This is a genomic window from Longicatena caecimuris (assembly GCF_004341945.1).
Taxonomy (GTDB): domain Bacteria; phylum Bacillota_I; class Bacilli_A; order Erysipelotrichales; family Erysipelotrichaceae; genus Longicatena; species Longicatena caecimuris.
Map to the genome: position 1 here is coordinate 146,974 of NZ_SMBP01000001.1, position 17,134 is coordinate 164,107.

Below are 17,134 nucleotides of genomic sequence, written 5' to 3' on the forward strand. Positions count from 1 at the left end.
CACTGACCGCTAATCAACACCAGGTATCTTTTTGTAAATCCACTCTATGACAGCCCAACCTATGTGCCCGAATTGCCAAAGACTAATATTAGCCAAGCACACAGCCCACACATCCGCAGGAAAAAACATCATAGCAATACCTAATAAATTAGCAGTATCTTGTGCCCAACCAGGCATACTACTACCAACAGGTATCAAAGATATAAGACCATCAATTATGCCAAAGATAGGAGTAAACAAAAGCTCTAAAATCATTTACTATCACCGCCCTGAGAGCCACTACTACCATTTTGTAAAGTATCCCGTCTAATTAATTTATAAACTTGATTAATGTTATAAAACAGTAACAATACAAACATCACACCACGTACCCAACCATAAATAGTAGTCTGATAATCGCTATACCAACTCATATCAACAATAGTTAACTGTTGACCCATAATAGTAGTAGTCATATCAGGTAAAGTAGAAGCACGAGTAGCAACCTGTAAAGACGCTAATAACTCCTCATAATCTTGTGTTTTTACACGAGTACCAAGAGTCTTAGACAACATATTGAACTGAGAATCAAAATAATCATCAGACGGTACAAATAATGCCTTTAATAAATCTCCAATAGCACTAACAAGACCCCCTAAAAAATTAAGTAAGCTTGTAAATCCGCTAACAAGTGACCCAATCGGGTCAGAAAAGAAAGCCCAAACTGCCCCTGCAACAGCCTTAACAGCGGATACGATACCGTCAAAAAGAAACTTTAAACCATCAACTATTGCCCCAGGAATCGCGGCAATTGCTTGCACAAGACCGTCAAAGAGACTCCCAAGACCACCAAACAAATCGTCCCACCAATTATTATCGTCTGGTTCTGGTGGGTCTGGGTAATCAACGGCGCAACCGTCTCCGGAGTCAGCAGGGGTACACGAAAAGTGACGTTACCATTATCATCAGACAAAGTGTGGCTACTGTGAAATAAATGATAAGCCCATCCTTGAAACATATAAGGACCATTAGCCTCAGTAGTATGAGTATAATAATTTAAACCATCTTTGATCTGATCAGCTTTAAAACGTATCTTACCACCATCGCTATAAGACGTTAAACTACCCTTTGAATACACATAACTATCACCATATAACTTAACAGTTTCATTACCGTCAAAAGTAATAGGCTTGTTACTACAGCAAAAAACATAAGAACTATCCAAAGCAATAAAAGCGTAATAAGGGTAATCATCGGCAATATCTTTATAAGCAGTAGGCAAAGGTGGAGTATCATATACGATACTAGCCGCACTTACAGGAGTAGTCCATAAACCAAACAAACAAGCAAAACATAAAATACCAAAAAATATCTTTAATTTTTTCATTACTTATCTCCTTTCATTCATCATGAAAATTTAAAGAAAGCCCCGCGACCGCAGTCATGCGGGAGCGCGGGGCAGTCATCTTACAAAAACTTGTAAACGATGCGCGGTATTAAACCAACACCAACCATAATAGCCATGATAGCAATACCAACAGGTAATAATACACCAACATTGTCACTAACAGCTGTACTAATAGGAGCAAGTTGCTCAGCAGTAAGAGTAGCACCAGCAGCTAAAAAAGCACCCATAAATTACCTCCTTTCTACCGACCTATTTCAACGACCAACGAAATACATCAATGGACGTAAAACAAAATAAACAACTAAGATGCCAAAACCAACAATCACAGACCAATGTATTAATATATGTATCTGCTCAATATGTGAAAGAATCTCAGTAAGTAACTCAATATCACTCAACAGATATCAACTCACTGACCTTACCATATTTGTTATAGATAACTTTAACCTCTGTATCCACAACATCATCGATATTACGGCCCTGTAAAAACTCAATCATACGCTTTTCATTAAGACTAAATTTAAACGTCTCCCTACCTGCAAAATACTGACTGTCTGGACGGTCGTTTAATACGTGACAAGTGTAACCTTGAATTTGTTGACCAGTCTTTTGGTCAGCAAAGTTGTAAGGGTTAATACCCACTAATAACATCATGTGCCATACCTCCTTTTAATTTATAAGCACAAAACCATGATATGGTAAAATTTACCATGTAGATAATAAATAAGGATATTTATATCTTACATAAATATTATAAGATATAAATACAAATATGTAAATAATAAATATTTATTTTTTAAATAAAAGCTTTAATTTTATAAATAAAAACATATAATAACAATAACAGAAAAGAGGCGAGATAATGAATAGATTAAAAATACTCAGAGAGTCAAAAGGACTAAAACAAAAAGATATAGCAAATAAAATGAATTTGTCACAAGGAAATTACTCAAGATATGAACAAGGTACTTTGACACCAACAACAGAAACATTAATCGCATTATCAAACTATTACAATGTATCAATTGACTACATTTTAGGATTAGATAAAACAAAAGGTGACATAGAAATACAATTAGATTTAATAATAGATTACATAGAAAACATAAAAAAAAGCTTAAAAAAAGACGCTGAATAGCGCCTTTATTACTTTATCTGAATAACTTTATACCTATCAAGTGGAACAAGACTCAAGACCTCTAAAATTAGCTCACAATGCCAGTCATAACTATCAATTAGCTTATGTGGAGCAAATTTAGTAACTTTAAGTTTAATATGCCCATCCTTATGCCAATAAGACCAATACTCATAATACATACCAAAGCCACTATGCACATAGACATAACCAATACCAAAACGATAAACACGCTTATAATAACCCTGTATAATACCTAGCATATAAGTGTTAACTTAGCGATATGTATATTATGTTGTTAAATAATATAAAAATATAAGGTTTATAAAACAATTAGTAATACTTAGCTCTTAATTATTACTATATACACACACTTCATATGATATTGTTTCTTCCAGCATTTCGTTTGTTGATCCTTTACACATTACTTTCTTATATTATATTTTTGTCATATAAATAGCTATTAATTCCTATAGCAAGTAGTATTCCTTATGATATATTACATTATCTATTTCATGTATCTTGCTTCTATTGACTTTCTTCATATATTCTTTATTTTTAGCACGCTCTAATTTGCAACGAAAGCATGCTAAACGTATCTATGCTTTGCTTGCTGCATAAAATCGGATAGTATACTACCTCTGATTGCTATGTGTGCTTATTAAGGCGATTCATAGCATTATTCCTACATGTGATTAGGTGTTTTAAACTACATCATAGTATGTACATGATAAATTCATCATCTGCAATTTATTTGTCAAACAATAATATAATTATAGACATATTATTAACACATAAATTCAATGCCAAGTCTATATGTTTATAATTCGTTTGTTGCATCCTGCTATAATTCTTTCAAAGAACATATCGTATTTCAATGGCCCGTTTTATAATAAATATAATTATCTTATTATCATTCTCACCTCTTGTACCCTATACAATATGTGAAATAATTAACAAATAAATATCGTAATAAAAAAAGGATGATATTCATCACCCTGATCAAATGTTCTTATGCTCTTAAATAGCGTGTAGTCGTTTTAACATTTGATTTTTCGCTTTATTTTCTAAAGAATCATCCAATGGCAATAGGTCTGAAAACTTCAAATCCGGATATTCTTTTGTTAAGCTCTTATAAATTACAAAATCAGCAATTTTGGGGTTTTTAGGAAATAAAGGGCCATGCATATATGTACCAAGCACCTTACCGTTATAGAAACCCTCTATTTTATCTTCAAAATTGTTTCCATAGCCAGCTATGACTTTGCCAAATGGAGTTGCTACATTTCTCGTTTGCCCACCATGGTTTTCAAAGCCGACTGCCATGAATTCTTCACCATCTAAATTACACTGAATAGCAATATTGCCAATACAACGTTTTCCATTATCGCCGCTTTCAGTATAATAATCGAAGAATTTCAAACCTTCAATTTTTTCATTATTGGCATCGATATAATACTGACCAAATAACTGATATCCACCACATACAAGGAAAATGAAAGTATTGCTATCCATAGCTTTTTGAATGTTATTTTTACGGGCAAGTAAATCATCAATCAGCATATGCTGTTCTTTATCTGCTCCCCCACCTAGAAACATCAGATGAAATTTGCTTAAATCTTTCTTTTCACCAATGGCACAAGTGTCAATCTCAATATCGATACCGCGATCTTTACAACGTTTCGTAAGTACCATCATATTCCCTTTATCTCCATAAAGATCCATGATATCGTGATACATCCAGCATACCTTTAATTTCATTTTTCATTCCTCCTTAGCAGCTTGCGAACCGGCTGCAAGGCCGTATACGTAGCAATGGCATACATAGTGGTATCTGCATTCTTTAGACTTGCGACTGCCTTTTCCAGATTTTCTTCCACTTCAATGCGTTCTTTATAACCTGCATACTTTAATCTTAATGCCATATCGTAACAACGTGTACCGCTGCAGATGATATGAACGGTTTTTTCGTTTACTAATTTTTCAAAAAATGTATCATAAATCCAGGATACATCAGTGCCATCCTGCGCATGATCATTTAATACCAGTAAAACTGTTTTATCATCCTGATCTTCTTCTATGACTTTCATGACTTCATTGGCACCTGTAGGATTTTTCACAAGATTCAATACACATTTTTGACCATGAAAGTTAAATTCTTCATTACGGCCATCAGGAACATCCATGGTTTCAAACGTTTTAGCTGCATACTGCATATCAATGTGGAAGAAATCTGCCACGCATAAAACAGCCATACAATTATACATGGTATATAAACCACCTTGTGGTGCATGAAATTCCATATCTTTCCAAGTGAATTGGCGATCACGAATGCTTTTCACGCTACCTATGACATCTGTAGCAGGTGTTTCATAGTCCTTATTCTCACAATGGTATTCACCGATATGAGAATACTGGTAAAAGTCATAAATCAGCTTACCACCACAACGTGGACAGAATTTACCTTCACTTGCCTCTTTGTTAACGGTTTTGCTTTCCTCACATCGCTCCATGGCAAAGTATCGTGCATCTGCTTGCACAGCAGCATCTTTTAAACGAACAACATTGGGATCATTGGCATTCAAGATCAAGGTACCATCAAAATCATGGATTGCTTCTTCTACTTTTTGGATTAATTGCTCCATCTCCCTTGCCCTATCCAATTGATCACGAAAGAAATTAGTTACCACTAATGCGGTGACAGGCAGACTTTTAATAATATAAGGGATATTTAATTCGTCAACCTCTAATACGATATAATCGGCAGGCACTACACCAGATAGACTTGCCGCTTTCAATAAACAAGTCGTAATACCGGCACGCATATTATCACCTTTACGATTGGTAACCACTTGTTTATGAGCCGTTTCAAACATGGAAGCAATTAGATTGCTTGTAGATGTCTTGCCATTGGTTCCTGTTACTAAAATGATGGGGCATGAGATTTTCAGCTCTTTTAAGATGTTAGCATCAACCTTTAGTGCTAATTGTCCAGGCAGAGAACCTCCGCGATGAACCAAACTTAGCAGAAAGGATGCAAGCTTATTCAGCAGTATTGCGAGATACTTCATATAATTCCTCCTTGATTGCTAGAAGTGTATTGTAAAATTCACTTCCTTATTATACCTTGAAATGTTTAAAAACGCTACGTTCTTCATAGAATTTATGGGATTTCTTCTTTTATTATATAACTGCCCTTAGAAATTATGTGAAAGCCTTTTAAAAATAAGAATATTTTCGGTAAAAGAGCAAAAAAAATTAAAAAATTGAAGAAATTGTAAAATTTAAGTGGTAATTATGCTGAGAAATGCTATAATAATTTCGTCATTAAGGAATATGGAGGACACTATGGAAAAAATCTACGTAGGTAAAACAAAAGATGTTTACAAATTAGACAACGGTAACGTATTGTTGAAGTTTAAAGATGACTGTACTGGAAAAGATGGCGTTTTTGATCCAGGCGAAAATGCAGTTGGCTTAACAATCGAAGGTATTGGTAAAGCAAATCTGGAAACTTCAATCCACTTCTTTGAAATCTTAAAAGATGCTGGCATCAAAACACATTACGTAAGTGCTAATGTAGAAGATGCAACGATGGAAGTTCTGCCTGCTACCGTATTTGGTAAAGGCTTGGAAGTTATCTGCCGTCTGGTAGCAACCGGTAGTTTCATTCGCCGTTATGGTGATTATATTGAAGATGGAACACCTCTTCCTGGCGGATATGTAGAAACAACATTGAAAGATGATGCCAAAGGTGATCCGCTGATTACCAGTGAAGGTCTGGCTGCTTTAGGAATCATGAGCGAAGAAATGTTCGCAAGCATGAAAGAACAGACTTTAAAAATTACGGAAATTGTAGCTGCAGACTTGAAGAAAAAAGGTCTTGACCTGTATGATATCAAGTTTGAATTTGGTTACAACAATGATGAAGTGATTCTGATTGATGAAATTGCATCCGGAAACATGCGTGTTTACAAAGATGGTAAGATCGTTGATCCAGTTGATCTGACATCAATTATTTTAGGTAAATAATGCAATGAAGCATTCTCATGCACGTAATAAGTGTGAGAATGCTTTTTTAAACGGTTACATTACAATATCAGCACAAGAAAGATTGACATGAAAAATCCCCTGCCCTATAATTGTAAGGTAAAAAAAGCAATACATTTTTTTACTTGGTTTACATAGGTATTCATGTTCGATATATGCTATAGAAAAGATATTTATTTATGTGATATCTGTATATGGAAAGGAAATGAACAACAATGAAAGAGTGCACATTACTTTACGAAGGAAAAGCAAAGAAAGTTTTTACCACAGAAGATGCTGATGCTGTTATTGTAGATTATAAAGATGATGCAACAGCATTTAATGGTTTAAAAAAAGGTACGATTCAAGGAAAAGGCAGTATGAATAATCGCATAACAAATTTTTTGTTTCAGAAGTTGGAAGAGCAAGGAATTCCAACCCATCTGATCAAGGAATTAGATGATCGCAAGACCTTGGTGAAAAAAGTGGATATCATCCCTTTAGAGGTCATCGTACGTAATAAGGTGGCTGGTAGTTTTGCGAAGCGTTTAGGCCTGGAAGAAGGCACGGAAATCAAGAGCCCGATCTTAGAATTCAGTTATAAAAATGATGAGCTTGGTGATCCTATGATCAACAGCTATATGGCAATTGCTATTGGTATTGCAACACGTGAAGAAATCGATACTATTACTGATATGGCATTTAAAATCAACAACACATTAAAGGATATCTTTGCGAAAGCCGATATCGAATTGATTGATTTTAAAATAGAATTTGGTAAATTTCATGATACTATTGTATTAGCGGATGAAATTTCCCCAGATACATGCAGATTATGGGATATGCATAGCCATGAACATTTAGATAAGGACCGTTTCCGCCGTGATTTAGGAAATGTGGAAGATGCCTATCAGGAAGTATGTAAACGTCTGCATATCGCTTAAAAAATTACTTAAATAGATGAATGGAAAGGAGCTTATATGTACGATCGATATGAAAGTCCGTTGGGACAGCGCTATGCTAGCAAAGAGATGCAGCAAATATTCTCACAGGATAAGAAATTTAAAACATGGCGTAAGCTATGGATTGCTTTAGCGGAAAGCGAAAAAGAATTAGGATTGGATATCACTCAGGAACAATTAGATGAATTGATTGAGAATAAAGATACTATCAACTATGAAGTGGCGAAAGAACGTGAAAGAATCGTGCGCCATGATGTGATGAGCCATGTGTATGCATATGGTGTACAGTGTCCAAAAGCCAAAGGTATCATCCATTTAGGTGCGACTAGCTGCTATGTTGGTGACAATACAGATCTCATCCTCATGTATGAAGCATTAGAGCTGGTAAAAAACAAAATTGTGAACGTCTTGGCGGAATTAAAAAAATTTGCATTGACCTACAAAGATCTTCCGGTTTTAGCATTCACCCACTTTCAGCCAGCCCAACCAACCACACTTGGTAAACGTGCTGCCATTTGGGCACAGGATCTACAGTTGGATTATGAAGAAATTTGCTATTTACTAGAGCATAAAAAACTTTTAGGCTGTAAAGGTACGACCGGTACACAAGCAAGCTTTATGGAATTGTTTGACAATGATAATGAAAAGGTTAAGGAACTGGACAAACGTATCGCAAAAAAAATGGGTTATACAGATTGTTATCCGGTATCTACCCAGACCTATTCACGTAAGATTGATTCTCGTATACTTCAGGCATTAAGTAATATTGCCCAAAGTGCACATAAGTTTTCAAATGATATTCGCCTTTTACAGCATTTAAAAGAAGTGGAAGAACCATTTGAAAAGGGACAGATCGGTTCCAGTGCTATGGCTTATAAGCGCAATCCTATGCGCAGTGAACGAATGGCTTCTTTAGCTAATTATGTCATCTCGGATGCATTAAATCCGGCATTAACTGCCGCAACGCAATGGTTTGAAAGAACCTTGGATGATTCAGCTAATAAACGCATCAGTATTCCGGAAGGCTTTCTTGCTGTAGATGGTATTCTTGATCTTTATTTGAATATTACGGATGGCTTAGTTGTTTATCCAAAAGTCATTCATGCACATTTAATGAAGGAACTCCCTTTCATGGCTACCGAAACTATATTGATGGATGCGGTAAAAGCCGGCGGAGATCGTCAGGAGCTGCATGAACGCATTCGTATTCATTCTATGGAGGCTGGTAAAGCGGTGAAAGAAGAAGGAAAGGAAAACGATTTGCTTGCACGTATAGCTGAGGATGAAATGTTCCCTATGCATATGGAACAGCTAGAAGCTATCATGGATCCACAGAATTTTGTTGGTCGTGCGCCACAGCAAACGGAAGAATATTTCCATGACTTCATTGACCCTATTCTAGCCAAAGAAAAAAACGCACTGGGAATACATGCTGATATTCAAGTATAAAAAGCGATAAGCATTGCTATGTATAAGAAAGACTGTACGACACGCAGTCTTTTTCTTTTACGTTAAAGCGAATCGGTTTTTGCTTATTTGCAAGAAAAAATTATAGGAGTAGGAAGATGGTGGTTACCAATAACGTTTATTTTGCATAACATATACCATCTTCCCTTTCTACTAAAAATACGACACACCCATAAGCAGGACTGTGTCGTATTATAAAGAATTATCATAGAATATCATAAAAAAGCATATAAAGCACTTTTTATGGTTTATCCAATACATAAAGATACTGCTTTGTTATTCGTAATCCTTCTTATCCAATTGTTTTGCATATTTAATAAAGTCTATAAATAAAGGATGTGCACGATGTGGGCGGCTTTTAAATTCCGGATGATATTGTACGCCTATATAAAAATCATTGGCAGAATACTCAATAGCCTCGACTAATGCATCATCAGGTGATACCCCACTGATACACATGCCATGCTCTTCAAAAGATGCGCGATAGGCATTGTTAAATTCAAAGCGATGACGATGTCGTTCTGCGATATGATTTTTTTGATAGGCTCTCTCTAGTTGCGTTCCTTTTTTAATGGTACTAGGATACGCCCCTAAACGCATTGTTCCACCTTTTGAAAGCAGTTCTCTTTGTTCTTGCATATAGTGGATGATTGGATGCTGACAGTCATTATCAAACTCTGCAGAATTGGCATCCTTAAGTTGTAATACACTGCGGGCAAAAGCAATAGCGGCAATCTGCATCCCTAAACAAATACCTAAATAAGGAATGTTATGGATACGGGCATAATTGGCAGCAACGATCTTCCCTTCTATGCCTCTATTACCAAACCCTCCAGGTATTAATATACCATGACAGCCGCTTAATTTTTCAGCTACGCTTTCCTCTGTTAATTCTTCTGAATCTATCCAGCGGATTTGAATGTGAACTTTGTTTTTTAAACCGGCATGATGAAGTGCTTCAACAACGGATAAATAAGCATCATGGAGCTTCACATATTTTCCTATCAAGGCAATTGTTACTTCTTCCTGAATACTGGAAAAAACTTCACTTAATTCTTCCCATTGATGTAAATCAGCTGATGGTAACGAATAGTTAAAATGTTTCAGCACAATCTCATCTAATCCATTTTTTTGTAACATCGAAGGTACCTCATACAATGAGCGCATCGTTCGATTTTCAATGACACATTCCTTAGGTACGTTGCAAAATAATGATAACTTTTCTTTAATCGTATCTTCTAATGGTTCATTGACTCTCGCAATCAAAATATCCGGTGAGATACCATACGATTGCAGTTCTTTTACCGAATGCTGAGTTGGCTTTGATTTATGCTCTTGGCTGCTTTGTATATAAGGAATAAGCGTCACATGAATGTACAAACAGTTTTGACGTCCCTGTTCAAGTGCAACCTGACGAATCGCTTCAAGAAATGGCTGGCTCTCAATATCCCCGGTAGTTCCACCGATTTCGCATAATAAAATATCTGCTTGCGTTTTCTTCTGGGCCATATAAATATAACTTTTAATCTCATTGGTAATATGGGGAATGACTTGAACAGTTTGACCAAGATAATCTCCCCGACGCTCTTTTTGTAAGACATTCCAATAGATCTTCCCAGTTGTTACGTTGGAATAGCAGTTTAAATCTTCATCAATAAAACGCTCATAATGACCTAAATCCAAATCGGTTTCACTGCCATCCTCGGTCACAAAGACCTCGCCATGTTGATAAGGGCTCATGGTTCCCGGATCTACATTGACATAGGGGTCCATTTTCATCGCTGAGATTTTCAACCCTCTTGCTTTTAATAGTCTTCCTAAAGATGCTGCGGTGATGCCTTTTCCCAAGCCGGATACAACACCACCGGTAATAAAGATAAATTTACACATAGATATATATCCTTTCTCATTCGGTTTTATTTTCATATTTTCGTATCACCGCTTTTGCTAGCTGTAAGCGTGTGAGTCGCGCATTCATTGCTTTTTTCTCTAAATATTTGTGTGCTTGTTGCTCATTCATATGTTCATGTTCTAACAACAGGCACTTTGCTTGCTGGATAACCTTGATTTCCTGCAGACGTTGTTTCCATTGCTGTTCATCTTTTTGTTGCTGTTTTTGTTTGCGCTGAGTAAGTATGGCAAATTTTAAAAGCTGATACAGCGTATGTTGATGAATTGGTTTTCCAACGGTCATGATACCGGCTTTCTGCATGCGATCATCAATACTTTTTAATTTCTCATGATGTACCAGTAATAAGATGCTGGCATTGTTTTTCACATTCATATCCAACATCAGGCGATAATCTGCTTCATCTGGAAGCGGATAGTTTATGATAATGAAATCATAGGCAGCTGTTATAAAAAGACGGCGAGCGTGCGCTGCATGGGTGCTGATCGTGATACTGAGGTCATCTTCACATGCTAAAAATTCGCGTATGCATTCAGTTGTCTTTTTACTGCCAGATATAATCAATACACGAATCATAGATCATCACCTCTTTTAATCGTATCAAGTTATTGTTTGTGTGTTTTCATTTTGATAGTTTTTACATTTAGTTTTAATGCACAAATCCTTGTTTGCAGTAGACCGATAGCCTTATTCGTATATATATCGATTCATAGTTAGTATGGTGTAGAACAAGAGCTAGAATACTATCTAAGCGTGTATTATGCAATCACAGGTTGTATGTTCCCATGCTTAAAATTCGCAGTTGTCTAATCATGAAATGTTATTAGAAGTTCTAACACTTCCCTTACAAGTCGCTATTTCTTTCTGGTTATGAAATTAAAAAGGGCGTTAAAGGAAGTGAAACATCTAGTTTCATCCTTTGAACGCCTTTGTTCAATACTTATTTTATAATATATATAAAGCTTACTTTAACATTTCATGAACGATGATATTACTATTACGCTCTGGTCCAACAGATATCATAGAGATTTTTGTATGGCACAATTCTTCAATGCGACGCAAATAAATTTTGGCATTCTCAGGAAGCTCATCATAATGGGATATGTTTGCGATATCCTCATTCCATCCATCGAATATTTCATAAATTGGTTTTGCTTTTTGCAAGTCTTCAATATTGCTTGGTATGTAATCATAGCGCTGTCCATCAATCTCATAGGCAACACACATTTTGATTTTATCAAACCCGCTTAAAATATCTAACTTCGTAATCACAAGATCGGTTAATCCATTGATCATTGCGGCATGTCGTACAACATTGACATCCAGCCAACCACAGCGGCGTGGACGTCCGGTCGTAGCACCATATTCCCCACCTTTTTCACGCAGTGTATCGCCTTCCTCATCAAATAATTCACATGGGAAAGGTCCTTCTCCAACACGCGTAGAATATGCTTTGGCAATTCCGATGATCACATCCAACTTCTGCGGTGCAACACCAGCACCTGTACATACACCGGCACTTGTAGGTGAACTGCTTGTCACATACGGATAGTTGCCATAATTGATATCTAGCATTGCCGCTTGGGCACCTTCAAATAGCACCTGTTTGCTTGTGTCTAATGCTTCATTAACTAGCAACTGCGCATTGACGATACGCGGCAATAGTTTTTCTCTGATCTGGGCAAATTGCTGCACCATGTCTTCATATACGAATCCTTCATCCTGATAAACTTGATGAAAGAGGATGTTTTTCATTTCTAAAGCACGTTTCAATTTCTTTTTAAACTGTTCAAAGTCTTTTAGATCTCCCATTCGCAAGCCGATGCGAGAATACTTATCAGCATAGCATGGACCAATACCACGTTTTGTTGTACCGATTTTTGCTTCCTGCAATTGAGCTTCCTGCAAACTATCTAAACGCACATGATATGGCATAATGATATGGGAACAATCAGAAATCTTGACATGTTCCGTAGGCAGACCTTTTTCCTCTAATGCCTTAATTTCTTCCAAAAAGACAAAAGGGTCAACAACAACACCTGGTCCAATGATACACAACGCTTTTTGTAAAACGCCACTTGGCAACAAATGGAGAACTACCTTATCATCATTGACAACAACTGTGTGTCCGGCATTGTTACCACCTTGAAAACGAACAACATAATCCATATGGGAACCTAAATAATCGACGACTTTTCCTTTTCCTTCATCGCCCCACTGTGTTCCTACAACAACATAACCTGGCATAAAAATTCCTCCTTGCGGGTTTTTAAAGCCCAGTTGTTAAGACTTATAAAAAATCCTTTACTAATATAGCACAATCTATGGTAAATGAAAATATTTTTTTCATGAAAATAAATGGGAATTGTTACATTTAGATAGATTTAGCAGTATCACATAAGTGAGTAATCTTGCAAAAGGCACTAAAAAAAGGCATTTTATGCCCTTTTTCATTATTTCATGCACGCTTCCAATTTATCAACAGCAGGTGCAATTAATTTCTGTACTTCTTTTACTGTTTCCGGGGTGAAGTCATCATCTTTATAAATCTGTGAAATGGCATCCATCATTGGTAATTCAGCCCATAATTCAACATCATTGTTCTGTAAGAATTCATCTGTATTCTTATGTGCAAATATTTCAATATGGCGACCACAATCCGGGCAAACGACATAGCTCATGTTTTCGATGATACCCAAAACCGGCACCTTTACTTCCTTACACATATTAATGGCTTTCGATACGATCATTGATACCATAGGTTGTGGTGTAGATACCATCACAATGCCATTCACCGGCATATTTTGTAAAACAGTCAATGCGACATCACCAGTTCCCGGTGGCATATCGATCAGCAGATAATCCAATTCTTCCCAAACGACATCTGTCCAAAACTGACGAACAGCATTTCCAACGATGGGACCTCGCCATACAACCGGTTGATTTTCATCATCCATCAAAAAGTTCAAAGACATTACTTTAATACCATCTTTATCAATGACAGGTTCAATAGCATCGTTTGTGCCATATGCCTTTTCATGTTCCAAGCCTAAAAGTCTTGGGATACTTGGCCCAGTGATATCGGCATCCATGATACCCACCTGATAGCCTCTTTGACGCAGCTCTTTTGCTAATAAAACGCTCATTGAGCTTTTACCTACGCCACCTTTTCCACTCATCACGCCAATGACGTGTTTGATTTTGTTGCGGGCATTGTTCTGGATACCACAGGTATCTTCACTCTTCCCACAGGTCCCTTTACTAGGACAGCTACTGCAATTACTCATGTTCTCTACTCCTTTACTTATTTATTTCCATAAAGCCAGCATACTTGTTCCAATCGTATTCTCTGGCATCTCAATTGCAAAATTTTCCGCAATGCTGGCACCGATATCCGCAAAGCTATCGCGCAATGCTAATAAGCCATGTCCTTGCATAGATGGACTATAGGCAAGCATTGGCACCATTTCTTTGGTATGATCACTGCCTTTATAGGTAGGATCATTTCCATGATCAGCGCTGATAATTAATAAATCATCTTCCTTTAGCTGTTTTAAGACGATGCCGAGTTTTTCATCAAAGCGCTCTAGCTCTTCTCCATAGCCAACAGGGTTACGGCGATGCCCCCACAAAGCATCAAAATCAACAAGATTTACAAAACATAAGCCTTGGAAGTCCTTTTTCATGATATCGATTGTCTGCTCCATACCATGCACACTGCTTTTTGATTTATACGCTTCACTGATGCCTTCGCCTACAAAGATGTCATTGATCTTACCAACACTGATAACATCATACCCATGCTCTTGTAAGGCATTTAATACCGTTTTCCCATATGGTTTTAAGGCATAGTCATGACGATTTGCCGTACGCTTGAATTCGCCTTTTTTCTTGCCGATATATGGACGGGCTATAACACGTCCTACCTTCCATTCCGGTTTCATGGTCAACTCTCTGGCGATTTCACAACAGCGATATAATTCGTCTAAACCGAATGTTTCCTCGTTACCGCAAATTTGCAAGACACTATCTGCGGAAGTATAGACAATCATATCACCGGTGGCAATTTCGTGTTCGCCCAGCTCATCTAAAATTTCGGTACCACTTGCTGCTTTATTCCCGACAATCTTATGTCCGGTGCGTTTGCTCAGCTCATCGAGCAGCTCCTTAGGAAAGCCACTATCTGTAAATGTTTGAAATGGTGTGTCGATATATAACCCCATCATTTCCCAATGACCGGTCATCGTATCCTTACCGACACTGCGCTCGATCATTTTGGTATGATATCCCATAGGTTCTTGTACGCTTGCTACATGCTGCATAGGATGCAGATTGGCAAGTCCTAGTTTTGCTAAATTTGGGATATGGAAATTTTCCATATGCATAGCAATATGACCTAAGGTATCACATCCTTCATCGCCATATGCCTTGGCATTAGGGGCAGCCCCAACACCAAGGGAATCTACAACGATGGTGAATACACGTTTATATGTTTTCATGGTCGTCTTCCTCCTTTGATCTTGGATGAAAAGATGCATAAGCATCTTGTAATCGTTTGTTTTGAATATGGGTGTAAATTTGTGTCGTAGCGATATCCGCATGTCCCAGCAACTCCTGTACAACGCGAAGATCAGCACCACCATCTAAAAGATGTGTGGCAAAGCTATGACGAAAGCTATGTGCGGATAAACGTTCATCTAAGCCAAGTGCTGTAAGTTTGCTTTTGATCAGGTTATGTACATATTGTCTTGAAACATTCTGTCCTCGTGAGTTAAGAAACACAAAAGGACTTCGCTGTTTCACCCATTGTGGGCGAACGAATTCTAAATACTGTTGCAACGCATGTACGCTGCGCTGATGCATAGGCACCATCCGCTCTTTTTCTCCTTTACCAAGCACTTTGAGAAAGCCCTGCTCTAAATGTGTCATATTTAAACGCAAATGCGTCAGCTCACTTACTCGCAAGCCACAGCCATAAAGCACTTCTAATAAAGCCTTATGGAATATGTCCATATCACTGTCTTGAAAGCTATCTAATAAGCGTTCAATATCCGCCACATTAAAATAGGTCGGTAATTTCTTTGCGGTTTTGGAAGAGCGTATGTGTAAGGTTGCATCGGGAATTTTAGGGTATGTCATCGTCAAATAGCGATGAAACATGCGCAATGAAGTAATCATATGATTGACACTGCTCGTTTTTTTCTTTACTTTTTGTTCTTTGAGAAAATCTTGCAGATCCATGTAGGTTACATCTTCAATAGCCGTAAATCCATGTGCGTCTAAAAAAGCGAGGTATTCCTTTAGATCATTACGATAGGATGCCACGGTTGCTAAGGACTTATTCTCTACGACTTGTATATAATGAAGATAATCTTCAAATGCATCAGTTATCTGCATAATCTCACCATATGATATTATAGCACAGTTTTTATCTTTTTGGTATGGATAGGCTTATATCCTTACTACATGCAGAAACACTTCAATATCCTATCTTTTAACCGTAAAAAAGAAATATATACGTGACAATCTAAATTAGTATTAAGATTGAACAATCTTACGATTGATACTTTACTTCATCGCTTTAGCATGATTGGTGGTAACACATGTGTATGATGACCCCCATCTTTAATTGCCTCAATTAAAACAGTGATGGCTTCCTCTTTATTTTGATCATAAACAAATTGTAAGGTACGCACACCGAATCGATGTTGTAACAATTCTTTCATCAATTCGCCAATCCGATCCGCACGATGTACCAAATAAAAACGGCCTTTTTCTTGTAGCGTGGAAGCTGCCTGTTTACACAATAAAGGAAAAGGCAGGTAACACTCGTGACGGGCAATACGCAAATAATCACTCTCATTGAGATTTGCATGCGTATTGACCTTAAAATAAGGTGGATTGCATATCACAACATCTACCTTAGGAAGCGTCATGTTCCTAGCATCACCTGCTAAAATTGAAAATGGCACACCACAATCTTTTAAATTATGTTCAGCCAACTTGCATGCTGCTTCTTGAATTTCTACACCATATAGGTAAGCGGGCTGCTTTGTTGCAGCCACTGCCAGTAAAGCTCCATTGTTCGTTCCAATATCTAAGATGCGCTCTCCTTGTTTTATCTGCATAAATGCGGCTAAAAGACTGGTATCAGTATTTATGCGAAACATGTCTTTTCGCTGATATACATAAGTAGTTGTACCATGTATATAATCATACGTATAATGATCGTTCATCTTCTCACT

The 17,134-nt window shown here is 37.2% G+C and carries 20 protein-coding genes; 4 read left to right on the top strand and 16 right to left on the bottom strand.

All coding sequences use genetic code 11. The features are described 5' to 3' along the window. Window positions 1-9: 9 nt before the first annotated feature. From EDD61_RS00735 to EDD61_RS00750, 5 genes are all read right to left on the bottom strand, one after another. On the bottom strand, window positions 10-255 hold the full coding sequence (locus EDD61_RS00735; RefSeq protein WP_132223264.1) for a hypothetical protein: 246 nt from the start codon (window positions 253-255) through the stop codon (window positions 10-12). After that, on the bottom strand, window positions 252-836 hold the full coding sequence (locus EDD61_RS00740; protein WP_132223267.1) for a hypothetical protein: 585 nt from the start codon (window positions 834-836) through the stop codon (window positions 252-254). Before EDD61_RS00740 ends, EDD61_RS00735 begins: the two co-directional genes overlap by 4 nt. After that, a complete protein-coding gene (locus EDD61_RS00745; RefSeq protein ID WP_132223270.1) occupies window positions 767-1,366 on the bottom strand; it encodes a hypothetical protein in 600 nt (199 codons plus the stop codon). The genes EDD61_RS00740 and EDD61_RS00745 overlap by 70 nt, the downstream gene beginning before the upstream one ends. A gap of 80 nt (window positions 1,367-1,446) precedes the next feature. Beyond that, window positions 1,447-1,614 (bottom strand): hypothetical protein, encoded by a 168-nt coding sequence (locus tag EDD61_RS13700; protein ID WP_165877185.1) that lies wholly within the window; start codon window positions 1,612-1,614, stop codon window positions 1,447-1,449. Window positions 1,615-1,777: 163 nt separating this feature from the next. Then, complete coding sequence (locus tag EDD61_RS00750) at window positions 1,778-2,041, bottom strand: hypothetical protein (RefSeq protein WP_132223273.1); 264 nt, start codon at window positions 2,039-2,041, stop codon at window positions 1,778-1,780. Window positions 2,042-2,249: 208 nt separating this feature from the next. Between EDD61_RS00750 and EDD61_RS00755 the strand changes: the two genes are divergently transcribed. Then, on the top strand, window positions 2,250-2,525 hold the full coding sequence (locus EDD61_RS00755) for a helix-turn-helix domain-containing protein (protein ID WP_132223276.1): 276 nt from the start codon (window positions 2,250-2,252) through the stop codon (window positions 2,523-2,525). Window positions 2,526-2,533: 8 nt separating this feature from the next. Here the strand turns inward: EDD61_RS00755 and EDD61_RS00760 are convergent, their stop codons facing one another. From EDD61_RS00760 to EDD61_RS00775, 4 genes are all read right to left on the bottom strand, one after another. After that, window positions 2,534-2,785, bottom strand: a complete 252-nt coding sequence (locus EDD61_RS00760) for a hypothetical protein (RefSeq protein ID WP_132223279.1) — start codon at window positions 2,783-2,785, stop codon at window positions 2,534-2,536. A gap of 207 nt (window positions 2,786-2,992) precedes the next feature. Continuing rightward, window positions 2,993-3,121 carry a DUF1660 family phage protein gene (locus tag EDD61_RS14220; protein WP_117547657.1) on the bottom strand — a complete coding sequence of 43 codons (129 nt, stop codon included), beginning with the start codon at window positions 3,119-3,121 and terminating at the stop codon, window positions 2,993-2,995. A gap of 421 nt (window positions 3,122-3,542) precedes the next feature. Further along, complete coding sequence (locus EDD61_RS00770) at window positions 3,543-4,283, bottom strand: type 1 glutamine amidotransferase (RefSeq protein WP_119983363.1); 741 nt, start codon at window positions 4,281-4,283, stop codon at window positions 3,543-3,545. After that, window positions 4,280-5,593, bottom strand: a complete 1,314-nt coding sequence (locus tag EDD61_RS00775; protein WP_117547582.1) for a Mur ligase family protein — start codon at window positions 5,591-5,593, stop codon at window positions 4,280-4,282. Before EDD61_RS00775 ends, EDD61_RS00770 begins: the two co-directional genes overlap by 4 nt. Window positions 5,594-5,870: 277 nt before the next feature. Here EDD61_RS00775 and EDD61_RS00780 point away from each other — a divergent pair, with 277 nt between their 5' ends. The 3 genes from EDD61_RS00780 to purB all read left to right on the top strand — a co-directional run bounded on the left by EDD61_RS00780 (window position 5,871) and on the right by purB (window position 8,962). Further along, window positions 5,871-6,554: a phosphoribosylaminoimidazolesuccinocarboxamide synthase gene (locus EDD61_RS00780; RefSeq protein WP_008688476.1), complete on the top strand. Its 684-nt coding sequence runs from the start codon at window positions 5,871-5,873 to the stop codon at window positions 6,552-6,554. Window positions 6,555-6,787: 233 nt separating this feature from the next. Further along, a complete protein-coding gene (gene purC / locus EDD61_RS00785) occupies window positions 6,788-7,495 on the top strand; it encodes a phosphoribosylaminoimidazolesuccinocarboxamide synthase (protein WP_132223282.1) in 708 nt (235 codons plus the stop codon). Between the two features lie 36 nt (window positions 7,496-7,531). Further along, window positions 7,532-8,962: an adenylosuccinate lyase gene (purB, locus tag EDD61_RS00790; protein WP_008688480.1), complete on the top strand. Its 1,431-nt coding sequence runs from the start codon at window positions 7,532-7,534 to the stop codon at window positions 8,960-8,962. Window positions 8,963-9,256: 294 nt separating this feature from the next. On the opposite strand, the gene EDD61_RS00795 is transcribed toward purB, so the two are convergent. The 7 genes from EDD61_RS00795 to EDD61_RS00825 form a co-directional block, all read right to left on the bottom strand. Then, entirely contained in the window at window positions 9,257-10,870 is a 1,614-nt protein-coding gene (locus tag EDD61_RS00795) for a CTP synthase (RefSeq protein WP_132223285.1), read from the bottom strand. A gap of 16 nt (window positions 10,871-10,886) precedes the next feature. Further along, entirely contained in the window at window positions 10,887-11,465 is a 579-nt protein-coding gene (locus tag EDD61_RS00800) for an ANTAR domain-containing response regulator (protein ID WP_132223288.1), read from the bottom strand. Between the two features lie 387 nt (window positions 11,466-11,852). Then, entirely contained in the window at window positions 11,853-13,136 is a 1,284-nt protein-coding gene (locus EDD61_RS00805) for an adenylosuccinate synthase (protein WP_132223291.1), read from the bottom strand. A gap of 206 nt (window positions 13,137-13,342) precedes the next feature. Next, on the bottom strand, window positions 13,343-14,176 hold the full coding sequence (locus EDD61_RS00810) for an Mrp/NBP35 family ATP-binding protein (RefSeq protein ID WP_132223293.1): 834 nt from the start codon (window positions 14,174-14,176) through the stop codon (window positions 13,343-13,345). Window positions 14,177-14,197: 21 nt separating this feature from the next. Next, on the bottom strand, window positions 14,198-15,388 hold the full coding sequence (locus EDD61_RS00815; RefSeq protein ID WP_132223296.1) for a phosphopentomutase: 1,191 nt from the start codon (window positions 15,386-15,388) through the stop codon (window positions 14,198-14,200). Next, on the bottom strand, window positions 15,375-16,286 hold the full coding sequence (locus EDD61_RS00820; RefSeq protein ID WP_008688493.1) for a tyrosine recombinase: 912 nt from the start codon (window positions 16,284-16,286) through the stop codon (window positions 15,375-15,377). The genes EDD61_RS00815 and EDD61_RS00820 overlap by 14 nt, the downstream gene beginning before the upstream one ends. A gap of 176 nt (window positions 16,287-16,462) precedes the next feature. Continuing rightward, on the bottom strand, window positions 16,463-17,125 hold the full coding sequence (locus EDD61_RS00825) for a tRNA1(Val) (adenine(37)-N6)-methyltransferase (RefSeq protein WP_132223299.1): 663 nt from the start codon (window positions 17,123-17,125) through the stop codon (window positions 16,463-16,465). Window positions 17,126-17,134: the final 9 nt, after the last annotated feature.

Bases quoted from the DNA above. Each gene is read 5' to 3' on its own strand.
- EDD61_RS00735 (WP_132223264.1), bottom strand. From the start codon at position 255: ATGATTTTAGAGCTTTTGTTTACTCCTATCTTTGGCATAATTGATGGT.
- EDD61_RS00745 (WP_132223270.1), bottom strand. From the start codon at position 1,366: ATGAAAAAATTAAAGATATTTTTTGGTATTTTATGTTTTGCTTGTTTG.
- EDD61_RS13700 (WP_165877185.1), bottom strand. From the start codon at position 1,614: ATGGGTGCTTTTTTAGCTGCTGGTGCTACTCTTACTGCTGAGCAACTT.
- EDD61_RS00750 (WP_132223273.1), bottom strand. From the start codon at position 2,041: ATGATGTTATTAGTGGGTATTAACCCTTACAACTTTGCTGACCAAAAG.
- EDD61_RS00755 (WP_132223276.1), top strand. From the start codon at position 2,250: ATGAATAGATTAAAAATACTCAGAGAGTCAAAAGGACTAAAACAAAAA.
- EDD61_RS00760 (WP_132223279.1), bottom strand. From the start codon at position 2,785: ATGCTAGGTATTATACAGGGTTATTATAAGCGTGTTTATCGTTTTGGT.
- EDD61_RS00770 (WP_119983363.1), bottom strand. From the start codon at position 4,283: ATGAAATTAAAGGTATGCTGGATGTATCACGATATCATGGATCTTTAT.
- EDD61_RS00775 (WP_117547582.1), bottom strand. From the start codon at position 5,593: ATGAAGTATCTCGCAATACTGCTGAATAAGCTTGCATCCTTTCTGCTA.
- EDD61_RS00780 (WP_008688476.1), top strand. From the start codon at position 5,871: ATGGAAAAAATCTACGTAGGTAAAACAAAAGATGTTTACAAATTAGAC.
- purC (WP_132223282.1), top strand. From the start codon at position 6,788: ATGAAAGAGTGCACATTACTTTACGAAGGAAAAGCAAAGAAAGTTTTT.
- purB (WP_008688480.1), top strand. From the start codon at position 7,532: ATGTACGATCGATATGAAAGTCCGTTGGGACAGCGCTATGCTAGCAAA.
- EDD61_RS00795 (WP_132223285.1), bottom strand. From the start codon at position 10,870: ATGTGTAAATTTATCTTTATTACCGGTGGTGTTGTATCCGGCTTGGGA.
- EDD61_RS00800 (WP_132223288.1), bottom strand. From the start codon at position 11,465: ATGATTCGTGTATTGATTATATCTGGCAGTAAAAAGACAACTGAATGC.
- EDD61_RS00805 (WP_132223291.1), bottom strand. From the start codon at position 13,136: ATGCCAGGTTATGTTGTTGTAGGAACACAGTGGGGCGATGAAGGAAAA.
- EDD61_RS00810 (WP_132223293.1), bottom strand. From the start codon at position 14,176: ATGAGTAATTGCAGTAGCTGTCCTAGTAAAGGGACCTGTGGGAAGAGT.
- EDD61_RS00815 (WP_132223296.1), bottom strand. From the start codon at position 15,388: ATGAAAACATATAAACGTGTATTCACCATCGTTGTAGATTCCCTTGGT.
- EDD61_RS00820 (WP_008688493.1), bottom strand. From the start codon at position 16,286: ATGCAGATAACTGATGCATTTGAAGATTATCTTCATTATATACAAGTC.
- EDD61_RS00825 (WP_132223299.1), bottom strand. From the start codon at position 17,125: ATGAACGATCATTATACGTATGATTATATACATGGTACAACTACTTAT.